Origin of the sequence: Vibrio wakamikoensis (genome assembly GCF_050337275.1) — a bacterium.
GTDB lineage: Bacteria > Pseudomonadota > Gammaproteobacteria > Enterobacterales > Vibrionaceae > Vibrio > Vibrio chaetopteri.
On sequence record NZ_JAKJST010000018.1, the window covers coordinates 219596 to 239801 of the forward strand.

Here is a 20206-nt window from a genome sequence, read left to right on the forward strand (position 1 = left end):
TATAGGACTTGTAATGTCACAACAACAAATCGCAGAAAACCTTGAACTTGCTTTTGCGCAAAAAGGATTCGCAGAGCCAAGTGTCGCTGAGCTAAAAACACTGTCTGGTGTGAGTATGCGCACCTTATACAAATACTTCCCTTCCAAAGAGAGTATGGTCGTTGGTGCTTTAAACCATCGACACCAACGCTACATCGCACTGTTAGAAGAGTGCGCACAGCAAAGTGGGCTAGATGCTACCCTTTCTGCCTTTGACGTTCTTGGTGGCTGGATGAAAGAGCACGCGCCGAAAGGTTGCCTATCGGTCAACGCGCTTGCTGCTTTTCCTGACAACGTGGAGATAAATTCAACCGTTGAACAACACAAACAACAGGTTATCGACTCTCTTGCCAAACTGAGTGGACACGAGGGTCTTTCAGATGCTCTATTTGTTCTGCATGAGGGAACAACAACCGCTTATCCCATTTTAGGTGAATCGGCGATTACCGCTGCCAAAGTAGCTATCACTACTTTGTTTTCTACCCATTCAACAAGCAACAAGAAAGGAATTCAACAATGAGCACGGTAATGACAGGCGTACAGCTGATTGGTCATGGCGATCTAGACCAGCTAGAACTCCGCAGCAATATTCCGTTACCTTCGCCAAAAGAAGATGAGGTTTTAATTAAAGTCAGTGCAGCTGGCGTGAATAATACCGATATCAATACGCGTATCGGCTGGTACTCAAAAGGCGACAACGACAGTGAAGATGCTGGGTGGGCTGGCAATGCGCTCAGTTTACCTCGTATTCAAGGTGCTGATGTGTGTGGTCATATCGTCGCAGTAGGTTCTAATATCGACGCTAGTCGCATCGGCGAACGCGTACTGATTGACCCATGTTTGCGTTATGTCGACGGTCAAAAGCTTGAGCATTTCTGGTACTTTGGCTCTGAGTGTGATGGCGGTTTTGCGGAGTATACGACCGTAGATGCCCGCCAGGCTTACAGTGTAAATTCAAGCTACAAGGACATTGAGCTTGCCTCATTTCCATGTTCATACTCCACTGCTGAGAACATGCTAACGCGTGCAAATGTTACCTCAGGCGATGTTGTATTAGTTACTGGTGCCTCTGGTGGGGTGGGCTCCGCAGCTGTTCAGCTAGCCAAAGCGCGGGGGGCAACCGTTGTTGCAGTTACGAGTGAATCCAAAGCTGGGACACTGCTTGAGATTGGCGCGGACAAGACGGTATCTCGGGGTCAAAACTTAGTGGAAGCGCTTGGCAATAACAGTGTTAATGTCGTGATTGACCTTGTTGCGGGACCACAATGGCCTGAGCTTCTAGAAGTCATGGCACCAAAAGGACGCTATGCCGTCTCTGGTGCGATCGGAGGCCCTCTGGTTGAGCTCGATGTTCGTACCCTGTACCTCAAGGATTTGTCATTCTTTGGCTGCACTGGACTCGAAGATGAAGTGTTCCCGAATCTAATCAGCCGCATCGAAGAGGAGCAGATTAAGCCACTTGTCGGCAAAACACTTGAGCTTGCAGAGATTAAGCAGGCACAAACTGAGTTTGTTGAAAAAAACCACATTGGCAAGATTGTTCTCAATGTGAGTGCATCTTAATCGCGTCTAAGAGTACATAAGGGCGCTTCTGCGCCCTCTTTATTTAATTATTTCTTTCTGGCTGGAAGCATATCCGTCATAGAGCCTTCCACAACTTCAGCCGCAAAAGCAAACGTCTCGGCCAGTGTAGGGTGAGCATGAACCGTATGGGCAATATCTTTCGCTCGACCGCCTAGTTCTAACACTGCGCCGGCTTCGTGAATCAACTCACCCGCGTTTTCGCCGCAGATACCAGCACCAATTAGTGTCCCTGTCTCTGCATCAAACAACGCTTTCGTCACACCATTGGTAGCATTCACACTCTGGGCACGCCCGCTCACCAACCAAGGCACCTTGCCCACACTGTATTGCACACCTTGTTCTTTGGCCTCTGTCTCGGTTAAACCGACCCAAGCAAGTTCTGGGTGTGTGTAAGCAACAGACGGAATGGCCGCAGGGCAGAACGTTGAATCTAAGCCAGCGATGTTTTCAGCTGCAACCTTGCCTTCATGAGTGGCTTTATGTGCAAGCATTGGTCCATCAACAATATCGCCAATGGCATACACATGACCCACATTGGTTTGCATTCTATCGTTAACTTTAACGCGCTCTTTTGCGTCAAGTTCAACACCAAGCAGATCTAAACCAAGGTTGCCTGTATTCGGTGCTCGACCTACTGCAATCAACACTGCATCAAACAAGCTAGGTTCTGGGGCTTTTTTTCCTTCGAATGACACTAAGATACCATCTGGTTGAGCGTCCATTTGGGTCACTAAAGTTTTGGTTAGCGTTTGATACGTTTTCTTAGTTGCACGTTGCAAAGGTTGGACTAGATCTTTATCCGCACTTGGAATGATGTGGTCTTGTGCTTCTACGATTGTAATGTTCGATCCAAGCGCTGCGTAGACTTGTGCCATTTCAAGTCCAATGATGCCGCCACCTACGATAAGCAAACGTTCTGGAATAGACTCCATTGCCAGAGCATCGGTTGAATCCCAGATACGCGGATCATTTGGCGCGATAGCCAGTGAGATCGAGTGGGATCCCGTCGCAATGATGGCGTGCTTAAACTCAACAATTTGATCGTTCTCCCCCGTAACCGCGAGTGTATTGGTAGAGGTAAACTGCCCTTGCCCTTGAAGTCGCGTCACTTTGCGTGCTTTTGCTAGGCCAGCGATGCCTTTGGTAAGTTCGTTGATCTTTGATTGCTTATGTTCACGTAACGCCCCGAGGTCGATTTGGGGCTCGGCAAAGGTTATCCCCATAGATTGACCAAGTTTCGCTTGCTCAATCAGTGATGTCGCATGCAATAGAGCCTTTGACGGGATACAGCCCACATTGACGCACACGCCACCCAAAGTTTCTCTACTTTCGATAATACACACTGACAAGCCCAAATCTGCGGCTCGAAAGGCTGCGGTATAACCGCCGGGTCCACCACCGAGTACTGCAACATCTACGTTGATAGATTCCGTCATGCTGTTTCTCCTTGAATATCTGGTTGGATTTGCTGGGAATTTGCTAAGTGAGCCCCAGTATAGACTGGTTAAATGTCTGAGCAGTGTTAAATCTTTCGGCTAAGTGACCTAGGTTTCAAACTTCGCTTTATCTGTCATAAATAGTCGCTAGTATTAGCGCTCCCATCAATGGCAAAAGAATCACACGATTAACAATGCGAATCAAAGCACTCATCACTATTGCGGCGCTTACCCTTTCTGGTTGCTCTTCCTATCAAATGAACCAACTAGGGTTTCGATCATCTCCCGTTAATGTTTACCCAAACTATATGGATACGATTGAGCTTTGTGAGGTCGCGAACGGTTACCGCCCTACCAACCAAACCATCGTTTCGGTAGGAAGCGAACAATCAAAGCGAGGACTGACCCATGATCGTTGTGACGAACTAGTCAAAGAACTCTATTTCAGCCGTTTCATTAAGAGCATTAAGATCACCCGTCCAGAAACGCCAGCAGAGCCCGTCCCGACACCTCTGCCAGCCAAGCCTCTACCACAACCCGTAGCCAAACCTCAATAGTGCCATTGTCAAGATGCAGGTTTAATGAAACGAGGTTGGCTTGTGCTTACGATAATTGTGCGACGTAGCAACCACATTGCGAATGTTGCAAGCATGATGACCAGTGCGCCGATGGCAAAACCTAGCTCTGTAAGTTGATAGTTCGCTAGATACGCAATAACAACGTAACTCGCGCTTTGCAAAGCGGTCGAAAACAATTTCATTCCGCCATCAACTCGGCCTCTGACTGAATTATCAACCTCATGATGGAGTTTATTGACTCTTGCAATACGGTTAGTCGCGTTAAACACTCCGATAAGCAGAGCCACTAACACAATGGATAACGGTGACAATGTCATTGTCATCACACAAAGCAGCACGCTGATGGATGCCATACTCACCAACATAAGCTGTTGATGGCTTACTTTATTCATTACTTTGACGATCATCAGTCCACAAACCATGGCTCCTACGCCGTAGTTTATCTGCCACCAAGCAAACCACTCACCGGATTGTTGATTCTCTGAAAGGTAGATAGGAACCAATTTTGCCAAATACGTCATCATGGGATAGCCCACACACGATAATGCAATGAAAGCGAAGAATCGCGGAGATTGGCGGAATATACTCGTTGATTCACGCAGTTGCAGGTGGTACGGAGTCCTTTTCTGCTTCGACGAAAAAGATCGATGCCGGATAGCAACAAAACACATCAAGGCGACGAGGGACAACGATGCAGCTAGCAGAGCAAACTTCTTCAGTGACCACAGTTCCAACAACCAAACACCCATACCGCCAGCACTCAAGGTCGTGATCTGCATGACGATCTCTTGCTGACTGGAGATACGGCCATATTCGCTCGGAACATAAAGCTCTTGAGTAAACGCACCATTTGTTGCCCATGCAAGATCGCTCGCGATCCAAAACGCGACTAGGCAAAAAGCGAGTACCCAAACTGAAGATACGCTGTGGTCATTACCTAAATGCGAACGGCTAATCACAGTACCAGCTATCACGACACTGCTGCCCGCAAGCAGTTGTATCAATTGGGTCAGCGCTAAAATACGCTTTCGGGGATAACGGTCTATTGCCGTAGCAATAAGCGGGGTTAGTACAAATGACATTATCGTACAGACCAAGGTCACGACAGCCAAAAACGTTCCATTACTTCCCTGCTTGAGAATAAACCATGGTAACGCCATCAACATCATTCCCGATGCGATACCATCAAACATCAACCCTAGTAGGTGTAGTCTTCTATTCTTTTCCATTCTGTTTCTTCCCTAACCTTGTGACTGATCTCAAGGTTAAAAGCTCAATATAACTTGAGGTCAAGCTATAATTACCTAAAAGATAAGGAGTAATTATGGAGCTTTCCGTAGGACAAGTTGCAAAGCGCGCGGAAGTCGCCGTTTCTGCGCTGCACTTTTACGAGCAAAAAGGGATGATCACCAGTTGGCGTAATCAAGGCAATCAAAGACGGTATGACAGTTCGGTACTGAGGCGAATAGCCGTGATAAAAACGGGTCAGCAATTAGGGCTTAGTTTGGAAGAAATTAAACAGGCGCTATCCAGTTTACCGCTCAATCGAGCACCGAGTCAGGAAGAATGGCAACAAATGGGACAAGTCTGGCGATCCATACTGGATGAAAAGATTTGGCTAATGACAAAACTCAGAGATGAGCTTGGCGAATGTATTGGCTGTGGCTGCTTATCATTGTCTAAGTGTCGACTGCGCAACCCACAAGATGCCCTAGCTGATACGTTAGGGAACGGCGCCACGCTATGGAAGCAGCAAAAGTGAGATGCGCTTGACTGAATTGCAGAAGTCTTACGCATTCGCATCTGATTAAGTTACACCAAGATATCTTCTTCTTTCAATTTAGGCGCGAAGGTAATGGTTTGTTTGTTAAAGCTAAAAGTTGCCGGCCCGTGTGTGGAGCGAGTCGTCACCTTCTCGTCATCAAACTGAACAGTAACGCGGGTATGAGTTTGCATCATTGACTCGACGGTATTTAGCTCTAGTTTCGCATACAGCTCGAGCTCGATGCGTTCTTTCTCTTCATTTAGCGCATCTAATGCCTCAGTATCGGCACTATTAAGCGCTGCAAGCTCGGCATTTTGCTCATCACTTCGGCTAGATTTAGGGATTTTCTTAAGCTCAATCTCACGCCTGATGGCGATCATTTTACGCTCTTGTAGCTCTGTGTAGCGATCTTGCAATTGCTCAAGCTTCTTAGCGTAATGTTCATAGTTAGCAAACGCTTGAATGTAGGTTGCTGTATCGCCTTCAACACCAAGGTGATGACATTGAACCTTACCGCCAACTTTTGCCTCACCGCCACTCAATGTGCCCTGCTTCTTGTTACTACCAATCACCAACAAATCGCCAGAGCAACGTATGTCGTTATTCAGACTATGTACAGTGAAGTGAATGTCGCCCTTGGCCGTGATATCCGCAAACTGTGCGTAGTTGGCAACGACGTCACCTCCAGACTCCAGTCTACAAGATTTCTGCTCACCATCATTAACATTGTGGCCGATAATACCTTTCGCGACAGTAATATCGCCTTTTGCTTTAAGAAATGCCGATTCAACAAAACCGCCGACGGTGATTGTGCCAGTGGCTGTCACTTCCATGTTAGGCTCTACATTGCCAGAAATCACGACGCTGCCTTTAAACTTAATGTGGCCTGTTGAGATATCAACGTTACTTAGACAAAGCGCCTCGTCTATTTCAACACCGGAGGCTTTGATGATTGGCATACCGGACATCGTAGACAATAAAGTGTTCGGGTTGTCTGGTGAGAAACGAGTGCCTGCACCAGGTTTTAGAGGTAAGTCTTTTACCGCCCTTGGTGGGATAATGGCGCCAGTGACGGTATAGCCATTTTCTCCAGATATCGCAGGAATACGTCGCATCACTTGTTCATTTTCACCAACGGTGACGACAGCGCCCAAGTCACGCATATCGACTTTGCCGTTGGGGCCTGCTTGTTGAGGTTTTAAAACTCGCTGCTTGGGATCGGCAACCAAAGGAATGAACTGGGCATCTTTGCCTTCTTTGGGACGCTTACCTATCGCAACGGGCTGGGTGTACGTTTCGCCTTTTTTCAACTGCTGACTGAGCAACAGTACCTTTTTAAGCGCTTTCTTATTGAGGCCTTTCACGACTCGAGCGTTGGTTAAAGCAGAGATAATGTCATTCGGGGTTAAAGCTTCGCCTGCGTACGCACCAGTTACCTTAATACTCGCCAGCATATCTTGCTCAGTGAGTACCACTTCTGCGGTTGCGTTACGTATTTCCGCGAGCGTCATGCCCGAGAATGCTTCCCCCTTTGCCGCTTGCGCCGATTTGATAAATTGGTTCACAGCGCTGTCATCTACCCAGAAATCTTGTGCGTTGATTTCCTGCAGCGCATTGCCAAGCAAAGTGAACTCCAACGCCAAACCTTGTTCGTACTCTTTAGGCAATCGAGCGATAATTTGTTGCTTATCTGAAGAGAGAGATAGAACACTTTTCCACATGACTGACGACCACTTCCTTATGCGAACTCACGCTCGCAGAAACTAGTTGCGAGTGTGATCATGCTTCAATAACTCATTCTATCTTAGTGAAGTCTCACTACTGAGACTACCTTTATCAACGAAAACTTCGGGAGTGCTCACGGTAAATTGTTCAATAACTTGAACGTGATTCTAGAATGAGATGCTCTATCGAATAGGACTGTGTAGATTGTTTGATGCAATTTACAGTGTAAAAATGAGCAATGATGAATTTACACTGTAAACAGTCTTGTCGTTTACAGTGTAAATCTGGCGGTCGAAAGCACTGAGTCTATTTACACTGTAAAACAGTCAACAGTTGAGAGAGCTCTTCACGAAATGCTTGCTCGGCTTGTTTCTTGCCAGCAAAACCAAAATACTCCGCAATCGCAGTCCAGCTCCACTCTTGAGCAACAACTGCGACAATGAGCAGACTCAGATGACCAGCGTTAAATGACAATGCCAACGGAAGCAACGGCGCCAAGAACGGCCGAACCGAATTAAAACTGTTCCCTCCTCTTGCATAGTTTGATACCAAAGGGGAAACAGAGATAGACGACAAAGACTTAGACTCTGCGCTATTCATTAAAGATAGTGCAAGCGATGGTTCAACATCTTGGGCATGCGAGCGAAGAGCAAAATATAGGGAGCCATTAAACTGATTGCGAGCTTCATCTATCCATTCAACACTATCTGCAGATAGAGGCCGAATGAAAGTACTGCTGAAAGTGCCGCTTGCTTTATCTTTCGCGCTACCAATTCGAACAGGGCCAAACTCATTTGCTTTCCAGAAACGGACAAGCTCTGTTGTCGCGCCAAAGTTTGTAGCTAGATAATCAACATCGCCTTTCGCCACTTGAGACAAGGCGCTCAACATTTCGGTTCCTAACCCTTTACCTTGCAACAATGGGTGAACCGCAATACGCATTACGCGAAAGCAAGTTTGCAACGCAGCAGCCGATAGTCCTAGGTGGTTTGATAATTCCATTGGAACCAGGTGCCCGGCCGGACGAGCTCGACCTAACTGAACACGCTCGATGAGTTCGGTGTCTAGCTCCCCTTCCCTGTTCACCAAGAGACTGCCAACAACGATATCATCGTAGCTCATGATATACAGCTTCATGGTTTTATTGTTTAGCAACCACATTAGGTCATTCGGCGAAGTTTGATAATGTGCATTAACCAGCAAAGCGAAAGCCGCATCGAGACACTTACGATTAGAAGACGCGCTTGCTGAATCGAAAGATTCCCAAGTTAGAGCTTCTCGTCGGATCGGTTCTGTAACCATAGGCTTTGGCAAAGAAGTAAGCTCTGCATTTAGCAAAAACGTTGATGAAGCCCACGGCTCCAACAAATCAAACTGGCTCCAACGGATTGGCGTGTCGAGATGGTAGCTCTTAGTCCCTTTTCGATTCTCAGTTAACCACGGCAGAAACTTAACACTGAAACCGCGACCACATCCTTCATACCCATGTATGGTGGTACTAATGACCATTCGGTGATAGTGCTCCACCATCTGCTTTAACATCGAGATGGGTAGTGCAGCAGCTTCATCCACGTACAACAAATCACAGTTTGGCTTAGTCTGTAGCAGTTCATCTGGCGCGATAAACTCAAGTGTAACGCTAGAAGCAGATAAACTCTGTCCAGCCAACTCACTGTTAAAATGCGCTAGCGCCGATACCACCGCCGATTTGCTTGGTGCGGTAATCAAAACGCGAAGAGGCCGGTAACCATTGAACCTTGCAGCAGCAATACCCAGGGCGCTGCTTTTCCCGCGGCCGCGATCTGCCGTTAGAACAAGCGGGCGTTTTCTGTGTCCCGAGACAACATGATGAATAAGCTCAACGGCTTCTTCTTGCTGTTCGAATCGATTAATAGCGCTTTTAGATGCAAGCGATGTAAGACGGGTTTCATCGTCTAAACAAAAACAACTCGGCTGTGCCACTTCTAAGCTGCTTTCTTCAAGCGTTGGCAACTCAGATATTGCACCTACAAGCCAAGGATGGAGTGACGACTGTTCAGACTGAAGCAAAATAAGCAATCCACCGCCAACCAAAGTCCCAAGCGCAGCATTAAAACTGTTAGCGTCAAACTGCTTATCAATGGTGACCACTAACAGCTGCGTATCTTGCCCTAAAAGACGTTTACCTTGATTGGGAGGAATATTAACTAGCCCATCAATTTTCGTTGAACCGATATGGAATCGAGATGGCAAAGGAAAGTGGTCAACAAAATGGGAGAGCAAAGTTTGCTGCCATTGTGACTCGCCTTTTAATACCGTTACAGCGCGTACAAATTGAGCCTGAGCGAGCTGCTGTAATTGAGTTATCGAGCTTAGCTGTGAGTTAATACGATAGGATAAAGAGTGATTTGCCATGGCGAAGTCATTGTTAAAAACCTTGGCCAATCTTAGCACAAAAAAATACCCCGCTCTTGCGGGGTATTGTTGTTGAATTTATTGCATCTTTTGTTTCAGAAACTCTAGGATTTGTTCCATGGTCTGGTCATCGACCTTTTTCAGGTTAATCGCTAGGTTTGGCCCCTTGCGCGTATAGCTTGCACGGCCTTTAACTAAATCAATCTTAGTCACTTTGGCACGCTTTGGTGGCGACAGCTCATGGATCCAGTTTTCTAGTGTTTCAGACACATCTTTAGTGATACGAGCGACGCCCTGCGCGTGGCTAGTTTGCCAAACGAAACCATCCGACTGCTGACAACGATCAATGAGTTTAGTCTGGTTGTCTTTGTCGAGTTCACTGAATTGCTTGTGTAGTCTAACAATCGTTGGGCGACCCAAGTCGCTCACATTTGGATACGCTTGAAGTAGTTCTAATGGCAAGTCGGCGGCCTTTAGAGCACCACTGACTAGTGCTTCGCTACACTGGAACATTTTTGCTAATGCTTTCTGATCATCTGCTTCACCATTTTCAAGTTTAGCAAGCATCTCTTTTCCTTTCTCATAAAGTGAAAGAGGCTTATGAGCATTTGCGACGTCAGAAAGGAACTTAGCGTGTTCAGAGTTAATGTTTTCCGCAACGTAAATCAAAAACTCTTTTTGCGCCAAAATACATGACATACGACGGCGACTACCATCCAATACCTCGATGGTACCGTCAGCTTGACGGCGACCAACTGCTGGGTATTGCTGACCTTTGTCGCGCAATGTTGCCAATACATCTGACAGTGCATGCTCGTTTAGAAAGGATTGCTCACGCGCATTTTCTTGGAAAACAAACGTGTTAGCTTCTACTTCATTTGCTGGAACGCGAACCAATTCAAACGACACAAGTTCTTCACCCGCTACAGACAGTTCAATCACTTGTGCCTGCTCTTTTGCAGCCGTTTGTGCTTCTTGTGGTGTCGTTGCACGTCGTTTATTTGCTTTACCAAATAGCTTGGCGTTTAATTCTGAAGTTTTAATTGCCATTTCTTACATTACCCTTGATTCAGTGAAGCCCAGTTGCTGTGCAATACTCTTTCTAACTCTAGTGCACTTTTTTGAACAGCGTCTTGAGCAACCGCCAACGTTTTCTTACCACCCTCAAAATCAGACGCCGTCAAATCGAAAACCGTGCTGTAGGTGTCAGCACAAGTCTCAAATGCGCGGCTTCTTGGGATGGTGGCCATCATCACTTGGTCGCCAAGTAAGTAATTCATTTCAGTTAGTACCGACACTTGCTTCTTGTTGTCATCTTCAAACATAGTAGGCATTAGACGAACAAACTCTAACCCCTTCCAGTCTTCAGGGAACATCTCATAAACCGTTGGCAAATGCTGGAAGAAGTTGACTGTCGACGCCCAGTCAAGGCGCTTTGCGGCACATGGAATTAGCAGTGCATTCGATGCGTACATTGCATTCCATACTAATGGATCTACGTGAGGACCGGTATCAATCATAATGACATCGAAGTCTTCAGCAATCTTGTCGATCAGCTTCTCTTTTAGAAGTTTAACGATGTCGAGAGATTGGCTTTGCGACAGCGTTTGCCATGCTTCAGCGTTAAACATGGCATCTTCTGGAAACGCAGATACCGTTTTAAGATTTGGATATTGCGTTGGCAGTAGTACGTTACGACGAAGAAACTCTAAGTCAATCTCTGTACCTTCTGGGACATTTTCCAACATTACATCAACCGCAGAATAGATATTCTCATGGTCAGCAACGCTGATTTGCGGGTTTAAGAACAAACGAAGTGAGCCTTGTGGATCAAGGTCAATTAGACAAATACGGTAACGTTTGTCTAGGTTCAACGCTAAGCAAGCCGCCAGGTGTACAGCACTCATCGACTTACCCGTACCACCTTTTTGGTTCTGTACGTTGATAATCCATGGCTTGTTATTAGCGCTATTCTTGCGCTCGTGGAACTTAGGCACACCTGCCGCATCCATTAACATATGCGCTTCTTGCAGCGAAATAGAGTAATGATTAGCGTTGTTTTTCGTAAACTGATGACCGCCCTGCTCTATTTTACTGATGGCATCGTCCAGCTTTCTACGAGTTAGACCAGAGCGCGTTTCCATCATCGCTTTTGACATCGCTGGGAAGTGATCATCACTGCGCTCTTCCAAAACGATTTCAATACGATCCGCTTGCACTTGCTGAGTTTGCTCTGCAAGTTGGTAGAGATTGTCTATTGTTTGTTCTCTTTTCATACCCAAGTTCCAACCAAGTAACCTAATTGTTTATGTACAGCAATATCGTACAATCTCAAGAAAAAGCTGTCCACTCATCTACATAGATTATTTACATTAATTTGACTGGCATCTAGCTCTATGATGATTATTTGCGCAAAGTATCACCAAATAGCGAGTATTTCTGTTAATAAAGTACCCTGAAAACTAAAAACTTTTAAAGTGTTACCGTGTCACTCATTTACAATGTAAAGACAACTTCTATCGGAACGATACAACTTGGCCTATAAATTACGGAGGTTGCTCATTTGAAAACAAATTGAGAACAGCCACTTACATCTAAGCATTGATGAGACTCAGAATTTGACTGTTCTGAGTAAAGAGAAAAGCATATCAACCACAAGATAAATCAGCATTGGAACAATGATCAAGGGATTACCTTGATCATTGTTTCGGGAAACAGCTAGACGATGAAAGCATGATCAAGGAAAATTCTCGAATGAAAGCAACTCGACTTAACCCCAAAGGATGATCATCTTTAGCGGAACAATGATCAAGTAAATGAGCTTCACGGAAGCATGTAAAATCTCGGTTAGATTACGTCTTAAGTCCCGCGAAGCAAAGGATAGTGCTCAAATTGGCGTATAAATAGACATAAATCGAAACACGGCAGTTACTGGGCTGAATCACTTGATCATAGTTCCGCAGATGCCGTAACCAAATATGTAACAACAATACACTATCCGGATTCGATGACTTAAAAAATTGCTTGTATTACAAAGCGACAATTTGATTATTTCTTCTTCAATCACACACCACTTGATCATGCTTTCGGAGTAAAACTAGAGGATTGACCAAGATATTCTCTAATCTACACACAGCTTTTCTACTATTTCTGTGGATAACTTGTCACTAGATGATGATCATTGATCCGAAGCTATGATGATCAAGCTTTCAATAATGCGGTGATCATGCATTCGGGACGAGTTGATCATGCTTTCAAAATATGATGATCATGGTTTCGTAATAGTGTTGATCATAGTTCCATAGGAGAGCTTAGTGATTTGCTTTAATTTCAGTGACTTAAAAGCAATTAATTTCACAGATCATAAGATCACTTAATCAAATTAGATCAGTATAATCATAAAGATCAGTCTTTTTGCCAATAAACAAAATAGCGCTTTATTTATGATCCAAATTTCATTATCCTATGGAACAATATCGAATTTACGGATAATGTGATCTAGATCCAACCATGAGCAGTGAAGATAAAATCTTGATTAGATCCCCAAGGGATCACAAAGGCGGACACCTTTTTGAAGTCACGGAAACAGCCGTTGATTGGATCGAACAATATCAACATTTCAAAGGGGTAACCAAAAGCATCCTTGAGTTAATGAATCTAATTTCCCTACGCGGATTCAGCTCTAAAGACGGTTTTGTTTCAACAACCGAACTGATTGACGCAACGGATGGCAAGTTGACTCGTGCAGCGATTCAACAGCGATTACGTGCCGCAGTAAACATCGGTTTGTTCAGTCAGCATGGTGTAAGATTTGAAGAAGGATTGGCAGGTAAGACGATGCTTCATCGCTTCATCAATCCCAATCAACTTGTGTCAGTACTTGGTGCAACGAGTTTGGTAACAGAATCCGTTAAACAATCCGAAAAGCAGAAAAAATCCAAAGCACTTGCTCAAACTCAAGTAAACAAACGCCTTCTCAACGAGCACGGTTTATATACGCCACCAGCTATGCGTGATGAAGCGGATCAGTTTGTTGTCTCCCCCACAAACTGGGCAGGGATCATCGATCAAGCGCTCGCACCACCTAGAACTCGTAAAAGTTATCAGAAATCAATGGTCTCGATCTCCGGAACGAAAGCCGTGATCGAAACACGTTCTTCCAAGAACATCATGACTGTTGATGATCTCATGACACTATTTGCGTTGTTTACTCTTACTGTTCAGTATCATGATCATCATCATGAGGAGTATCATCTTGATGCGAAGCAGGTGCCTAACAAAACGCCACTCTACATTACTGATATCCTGTCATTGCGTGGCAAAAAAGACAGTGGTCCAGCGCGTGACTCGATTCGCGATAGCATCGATCGAATTGAATTTACCGACTTTCAGTTACATGAACTGACCGGGCGTTGGCTCAGTGAAAACATGCCGGAAGGCTTTAAAAGTGATCGCTTTAGATTTTTAGCCAGAACGATCACTGCATCTGAAGAAGCACCTCGCGAAGGCGCGGATGGTGAGATCAAGATCAAGCCAAATCTTTACATTTTGGTATGGGAGCCATCATTCTATGAAGAGTTGCTTACTCGTGACTATTTCTTCTTGTTCCCACCAGAGATCTTGAAGCAGCACACGCTCGTTTTCCAACTCTACTCATACTTTCGTAGCCGTATGGCTCGTCGTCATACCGATTCATTGATGCTGACAGATTTGAATCAGAAATTGGCGCGCAATATTGAATGGCGCCGTTTCTCAATGGATTTGCTGCGCGAACTTCGTAACCTTGCTGAACATGTGGAGTCTCCGAATAAGTTTGATGTCAATTTATGGGGCTATCACTTGACGCTGACGTGCCACGATCCCGATGCAAAACTGCCCGATTTCCAAGTCGATATCCGCTGTGACGTGGAAGAAGTGTTGCGTTATTCACGTGCTCGTACCACCAATGCGGGCAAACGTAATATGGCTCCAACGCTACCTAACCCACTACGAAATGAACTCGTGACTCGCAAGCAGCTCGATGAACTGTCGTCCATCATTGATGGTGAGTTTGAGCCTATCCAGCGTAAAGCGCCCTCTCCTAGAGGCAATTTAGGCCGTCGAGTTAAGCAACGTAAGCATTTAGTAGAGATCAATGCAGATGAGATTACCATCATTCTATCGAAGTACACCTCACCAGAGGCTCTAGAACGCAGTGTAACCGCTTTGTCTGCCATGACGGGTCATTCTATAGCTTCGATAAAACAAGAGTGTTCTGAGCTCATGGAGAAGCTTGATTGGTTGCGTGTAGATGGGGATATCATCGCTTATGAGGTACTGAGCCGCGTGGTAGAGCTTTATAATTCTCGTCAGGAGAATAAGCACCTATCTATCGAAAGGTTGATTTCAGCACTCGCGGTACGTAGGAAAGTATGTAAACAAGTGCACGAAGGCCATATCGATGAGTCGGTGTTCCGAGTGTTGGACGAGGTTTCGGTTTAACGATTTCCAATACTGAAAAACCTTGTTACATAGGTTTTCAGTATTGATGGTATTTACACATAACGCTGACAGTCTGCTGACATAATAGACAGTGCCTCTGGCTATTATTTATCCCGAATAGACAACCTTTTGTCCTTTCTAATGAAATAAGTAGATTGGCTCATATTGTTACATTCATTCTGATATATTTTTTGGCGAGTTCGTTTGGACTCGCTTTTTTTTATCAAAAATTCACCATTATGCTCAAAGTTGCATTGGGCTTAAGGGCAATAACATCAAGGGACTGCGTTAAAAAAAGGAGATCTGGATCAAGTCAATTTTCCGAGGTGGAATCTCCTAAATGTACTGCCGTCTTTTGCGGATTTCAAAGTTTATAAACTCCTTTCTAATACTTCTGATGAGAATTTCCGAGCCAATCACATTCTGACTCAGTTTTTCTTAACAACAATTTTGTCGTTTGCTACAGATTAGGTGTCCAGACATGGTTCATCAGGAGGTAACAATGTCCATCAATTCAATCGACCATGACCAAATGACATCCATCACCAATAAGTGGGATCAATCTGAGGACTTTCAAGAGGAATCTCGTCCTGCAAAACAAGCGAAATCCGCTGATGCACGACGCCGCATTGAAGCATTAAGAGAAATCAGAGAGAGTGGTCTATCGCTGGAAGAAGCGAGAGACCTAGGACTCATCCACTAAGCTACGGTTGAGTAGCGATGGAGCAAAAGAGTAGGGTGGCAGGCATAAGCCACCCTTAATTCTATCTAACACCTAATTTCGGCGTAATATCAAAGCGTGTAGTCACGGCTTTCATTTGAGTTTGCTACACCAAGGGTGCTATATTCTCAGCCTTGCCACACTAACCGATATAGAGAACCATGTCGTATAACCTTTCTTTGCTTCCCCCTGCCGAAAAAAACAAAGTGGAACTTGATAAGCAAGCCTCTTATGTTGTGTGGCAAATGAAGGAAGCCAAAGCTGGCCCTGAAGCGATTCGCGAACAGCTAGAACGCATTCAGGATGACGCTGAAAAAGCATGGTTTGAGGCGTGTGTCGACAAATACAAAAAGATGATGGGAGTGATGTAACACTCTTCGTTGCCGCATAGAATTGAATTGTGACGACGATTTGCTAAAATCCTCCGCGTTAAATTGAATTAGAGAGAACATCCCAATGGGAAGAAGTTTTGAAGTGCGCAAAGCCTCAATGGCGAAGACACAAGGCGCAAAAATTAAAGTTTATTCCAAGTACGGTAAAGAGATTTACGTTGCTGCTAAAAACGGTGGTGCCGATCCTGAAATGAACCTGTCGCTTAAGCACCTGATTGCTAAAGCAAAGAAAGATCAAGTTCCAGCGCATGTTATCGACAAAGCGATAGACAAAGCCAGCGGTGGTGGTGGTGAAGACTACCAACCAGCACGTTATGAAGGTTTTGGTCCAGGTGGTGTGAGCGTGATCGTTGACTGTCTAACCGACAACGGCAACCGTACTTTCCAGGATGTTCGTCAATGCTTCGTTAAGACGGGCGCTAAAATTGGTAGCCCTGGCACCGTAGCACACATGTTTGATCACCAAGCTGTAATCCAGTTTAAAGGCGACGATGAAGAGTCGGTACTGGAAGCTTTAATGATGGCCGACGTTGATGTGACCGATATCGAGCTTGAAGATGACGTGATCACGGTATTTGCCCCTCACACTGAATTCTTCAAAGCAAAAACAGCGCTGACTGCTGAGTACCCAGAACTGACGCTAGATGTAGAAGAAATCACTTTCGTGCCACAAACGCACACTGCAATCGCTGGCGAGGACGCGGAGAAATTCCAGAAGTTCCTTGATATGTTAGACGACTGTGATGATGTTCAGCAGGTTTACCATAACGCTGAGCAATAATTAGGGCACTTTACCCCTAAATAGTGATGAAAAGGAGCGAACTTCGGTTGGCTCCTTTTTTGGATCTTGGGGAACGCTAACTCGGTCAAATTTACAAAACTCTCCCCACTACCGAGTGTGTGGTTGTTAACACTTTTATCAACCGACACTGCTCGATAGGCACAAAATTTCTTACTGTATGAATGGTCAGATATCAGGCTAATAACGCAGACAGCAAAAACAATCAATATCATGGACAATACACACACTATGGTCAATGAAGGTCACAAAGTGTTATTTCGTCGCCATCCCAAGCCGACCATCGGTGTTATTCTACCGATGCTAAGTGGCTTCTACATGGGCGAAATCACCAGCACACTTAGAGCCTACGGTGCGGAACACGGAATCAATCTGATATTTCTTCGTGTTGGTCACAATCGCGACTTTGATATTCCCTTTGCTTTTGATCACATCGATGGGCTTATTGTCGTACTGCACGCGTCCGCTAGTGCATTGGTGGAAAAAGCGGTACAGAGAGGAATACCTGTGATCTCTGTGGCGGCCAGTTACTCCCCATTGGCGGTTGAATCTCTATCGAGTGACCAAGCGAGTGGCGTAAGCGCGCTGTACGACCACCTAGTTGGGCTTGGACATGTTGATATAGGGTTTTGTGGCGATCTCTCAGTTAACGACGTTAGAATGCGTTTTAAGGCGTTTCAGAAACGTGCCGAGCGTAATGGTAATGCGATTACGAAACGACACATTCTCAATGTCAGTAATACCGCTTTGCAGGGGGGCAGAGAAGCGTATGAGCGCTATTGGCAAGATAATGATCCATGCAGCGCGGTCATCTGTGCCACCGATCATATTGCTGTCGGCCTGATGGAAAGCTTGTCTGAAAACGGCATTCGCGTTCCCGAACAGGTAGCGATTGTTGGGATTGACAATATTTTCATGGGCGAACGGACGCAGCCAAGATTAACGACAGTGGATCAGCAACTTGAACGCCTCTCCGTTGCCGCCGTAGAGCGATTGATGATGCGTTTATCAGGTGCACCTTTCGCGAGCGATCTTGGCTTGATTGAGCAGTCCATGGTTGTGCGCCAATCTTGCGGTGCGACAAGGCCAAGCCACAATCCACACTTTACTATTCGTAATCAATTGCTCAGTCATTCTGAGCGCTCACCCGCTGAACTGCACGAAACACTCTATTCACAAGGGCAATCCGGGTTCTCTTCCATCGTGAATGCTAGCTGTTTGTTTGATACACCGGTTGCATGGGCAATCAATGGTGCGAAGTCGGGTATCGACAGTTGTGTTGTCGGTTATGCGCACACCGATGGCCGTCACCTCAGTAGCGTTGAACAAGGCATTCACTTTCCGACGGAAACCTTTCCCGTCAGCAGTTTGTACTCACTCCCTGAGTCATTTGTGATGACCTTACTTTGTGTCACCGATAGGCAAGAGGTTCGCACCGAAGTGATGGCGATTGTAGAGCCGATTGAAGGCCAGCCTGATCTTGCGAAACTTTCCAGTTATCACAATTACCTCGATATGCTTGCACTGTTCTTGCAGCGTGATTTGCTGTTGCAGAGTTCGCAAAGCCGAGCGCAGATCTCAAGCGATCTCGCGAATCAATTGCAGGTGGTGAGCCATTCTTCGAACGACGCAATTTGGGATTGGGACTTACTGACTGACAAACTGATATGGAGTAGCCGGTGGAACGATATTCTCAAGTTCGACAACGGTGAACCGAACACGCAAGTGCTGACCAGTCGCGCATTTTTCGATTTGGTGCACAGCGACGATATTGACGATTTAGAGCAGAAATTACTGGCTCAAATCGAGCAAGAAATCCCATTTAAAGTGGAGTTTAGATTGCGACGAACGGATGGTATCTATGTGTGGGTATCCTCTACAGGTAAAGTGATTTGCGACAAGTTTAGTCGTCCAGTTCGATTTCTTGGTGCCATGACGGACATCACTGAGCAAAAGCACTCTGCAGATAGAATTCGTCAATTAGCCTATCATGACCCGCTGACTGGGCTTGCCAACCGCCGTATGATGACCGATCGCCTTAAGGCGCATATTGCAGAGAAAACAGAGCGTCCATTAGCGCTAATGTTGATGGATCTGAACCGTTTTAAGTTCGTCAATGACACCTATGGCCATGATGTGGGCGATGCCTTGCTATTGCATGTCTCCAAACAGCTCTCAGGAGTTGTGAGACGAAACGATTTGATTGCGAGATTTGGCGGTGATGAGTTTCTATTGATGTGTGATGTAGAGACACCAGCTCAGGCTTTAGAGCTTGCTAGCCGCATTCTGAGAGCGGTAGAGAAGCCGTTTTTCGTCAATGGCAGTGAGTTCAGCACCCAGGGTAGTTTAGGGATAGCGTTTTATCCTTTTGATGCGAATAGCGCGGATGAACTGATTAAAAAGTCCGATATTGCCATGTATCGAGCCAAGCGTTCGAAAAGTCGAAAGGCGGCGCTCTACGACTCGACGCTGGAGCAAGAAAGTCAGCAACTGCTAACCATTGAGCAGAAACTGCGGCGAGTGATTGGCAATGGCGATCTTGATGTATGGTACCAATCTATCTACAGCTCAGAAGGAGTAGGGGCGGTCAGTGTTGAAGCACTCGCGCGCTGGAAAGATGAAGACGGGCAATACATTTCACCGCAGCTTTTTATTGGGGTGGCTGAGGAATCTGGACTTATCGTTAAACTGAGTGAGTTTGTGCTTAAGCGTGTATGTGAGGATCTAGCAAATAAGTTGATCGATGACGGCATAAGTGTATCGATCAATGTGAGTTCGAGCTTACTTTGTCGCCCACATTTTGCGATAGAGTTTGTTCAAACCATTCTGTCCCATGAGTTGTCACCGTCTCAGTTTACCGTGGAGATCACTGAGAGCGTTGCATTGAGTGACTTTGAACAGTGCCTTCGAGCGCTGAACACGCTAAAAACGGCGGGTATTCGTATTTCTCTCGACGATTTTGGTACCGGTTACTCTTCACTCTCTATGTTAAAGCAACTCCCTTTAGATGAAGTTAAGATTGACCGCAGTTTTATTGCCGATTTCGAAACCGATTTAGCGCATAGCGCCCTTGTTGAGTCAGTGATCACCATGTCTCATGCATTTGGCTACGATGTTGTGGCTGAAGGGGTGGAAACCCACGCGCAGTACTTGAAACTCAAGCAGATGAATTGCGATATGTTCCAGGGCTTTTGGTTCGCAAGGCCAGGGCCAATCAGACATGTGGCGCAGCCTTCTTACGCTGATATCTAATCAACCTATCTCGAGTTTATGAAAGCATGATCAAGGTGAA

Annotated in this window: 15 protein-coding genes; 9 read left to right on the forward strand and 6 right to left on the reverse strand. The window is 45.6% G+C overall.

Annotation, left to right across the window (positions count from 1 at the left end):
* Nucleotides 1–13 precede the first annotated feature (13 nt).
* Nucleotides 14–559, forward strand: a complete 546-nt coding sequence (locus L4C42_RS10385) for a TetR/AcrR family transcriptional regulator (protein ID WP_353500025.1) — start codon at nucleotides 14–16, stop codon at nucleotides 557–559.
* Entirely contained in the window at nucleotides 556–1602 is a 1047-nt protein-coding gene (locus L4C42_RS10390) for an alcohol dehydrogenase family protein (RefSeq protein ID WP_353500026.1), read from the forward strand. Before L4C42_RS10385 ends, L4C42_RS10390 begins: the two co-directional genes overlap by 4 nt.
* 47 nt (nucleotides 1603–1649) lie before the next feature.
* Here the strand turns inward: L4C42_RS10390 and lpdA are convergent, their stop codons facing one another.
* Complete coding sequence (lpdA, locus tag L4C42_RS10395) at nucleotides 1650–3059, reverse strand: dihydrolipoyl dehydrogenase (RefSeq protein ID WP_429760405.1); 1410 nt, start codon at nucleotides 3057–3059, stop codon at nucleotides 1650–1652.
* A 194-nt stretch (nucleotides 3060–3253) separates the two neighbouring features.
* On the opposite strand from lpdA, the gene L4C42_RS10400 reads away from it, so the two are divergent.
* The gene (locus L4C42_RS10400) at nucleotides 3254–3616 is read left to right on the forward strand and encodes a hypothetical protein (protein WP_353500028.1); all 363 of its coding nucleotides are present in this window, start codon (nucleotides 3254–3256) and stop codon (nucleotides 3614–3616) included.
* Nucleotides 3617–3624: 8 nt separating this feature from the next.
* Here the strand turns inward: L4C42_RS10400 and L4C42_RS10405 are convergent, their stop codons facing one another.
* Nucleotides 3625–4866, reverse strand: a complete 1242-nt coding sequence (locus L4C42_RS10405; protein WP_429760407.1) for an MFS transporter — start codon at nucleotides 4864–4866, stop codon at nucleotides 3625–3627.
* Nucleotides 4867–4961: 95 nt separating this feature from the next.
* On the opposite strand from L4C42_RS10405, the gene soxR reads away from it, so the two are divergent.
* Nucleotides 4962–5399, forward strand: coding sequence for a redox-sensitive transcriptional activator SoxR (soxR, locus tag L4C42_RS10410; protein ID WP_353500030.1), 438 nt, complete (start codon nucleotides 4962–4964; stop codon nucleotides 5397–5399).
* A 50-nt stretch (nucleotides 5400–5449) separates the two neighbouring features.
* Here soxR and L4C42_RS10415 read toward each other — a convergent pair whose 3' ends face one another.
* The 4 genes from L4C42_RS10415 to L4C42_RS10430 form a co-directional block, all read right to left on the reverse strand.
* A complete protein-coding gene (locus L4C42_RS10415) occupies nucleotides 5450–7123 on the reverse strand; it encodes a flagellar assembly protein A (RefSeq protein ID WP_429760409.1) in 1674 nt (557 codons plus the stop codon).
* 310 nt (nucleotides 7124–7433) lie between these two features.
* A complete protein-coding gene (locus L4C42_RS10420) occupies nucleotides 7434–9521 on the reverse strand; it encodes a tRNA(Met) cytidine acetyltransferase TmcA domain-containing protein (RefSeq protein ID WP_429760411.1) in 2088 nt (695 codons plus the stop codon).
* A 78-nt stretch (nucleotides 9522–9599) separates the two neighbouring features.
* Nucleotides 9600–10571 carry a ParB/RepB/Spo0J family partition protein gene (locus L4C42_RS10425; RefSeq protein ID WP_353500033.1) on the reverse strand — a complete coding sequence of 324 codons (972 nt, stop codon included), beginning with the start codon at nucleotides 10569–10571 and terminating at the stop codon, nucleotides 9600–9602.
* Between the two features lie 8 nt (nucleotides 10572–10579).
* On the reverse strand, nucleotides 10580–11797 hold the full coding sequence (locus L4C42_RS10430; protein ID WP_353500034.1) for a ParA family protein: 1218 nt from the start codon (nucleotides 11795–11797) through the stop codon (nucleotides 10580–10582).
* Nucleotides 11798–13031: 1234 nt separating this feature from the next.
* Here L4C42_RS10430 and L4C42_RS10435 point away from each other — a divergent pair.
* From L4C42_RS10435 to L4C42_RS10455, 5 genes are all read left to right on the forward strand, one after another.
* Nucleotides 13032–15002 (forward strand): replication initiator protein RctB domain-containing protein, encoded by a 1971-nt coding sequence (locus tag L4C42_RS10435; RefSeq protein WP_429760414.1) that lies wholly within the window; start codon nucleotides 13032–13034, stop codon nucleotides 15000–15002.
* A 502-nt stretch (nucleotides 15003–15504) separates the two neighbouring features.
* On the forward strand, nucleotides 15505–15705 hold the full coding sequence (locus tag L4C42_RS10440; RefSeq protein ID WP_353500036.1) for a PA3496 family putative envelope integrity protein: 201 nt from the start codon (nucleotides 15505–15507) through the stop codon (nucleotides 15703–15705).
* A gap of 179 nt (nucleotides 15706–15884) precedes the next feature.
* Nucleotides 15885–16094 carry a DUF3283 family protein gene (locus L4C42_RS10445; protein WP_338167070.1) on the forward strand — a complete coding sequence of 70 codons (210 nt, stop codon included), beginning with the start codon at nucleotides 15885–15887 and terminating at the stop codon, nucleotides 16092–16094.
* A gap of 85 nt (nucleotides 16095–16179) precedes the next feature.
* Nucleotides 16180–16896 carry a YebC/PmpR family DNA-binding transcriptional regulator gene (locus L4C42_RS10450; protein WP_353500037.1) on the forward strand — a complete coding sequence of 239 codons (717 nt, stop codon included), beginning with the start codon at nucleotides 16180–16182 and terminating at the stop codon, nucleotides 16894–16896.
* Nucleotides 16897–17127: 231 nt separating this feature from the next.
* Entirely contained in the window at nucleotides 17128–20166 is a 3039-nt protein-coding gene (locus L4C42_RS10455) for an EAL domain-containing protein (RefSeq protein WP_418642685.1), read from the forward strand.
* Nucleotides 20167–20206: the final 40 nt, after the last annotated feature.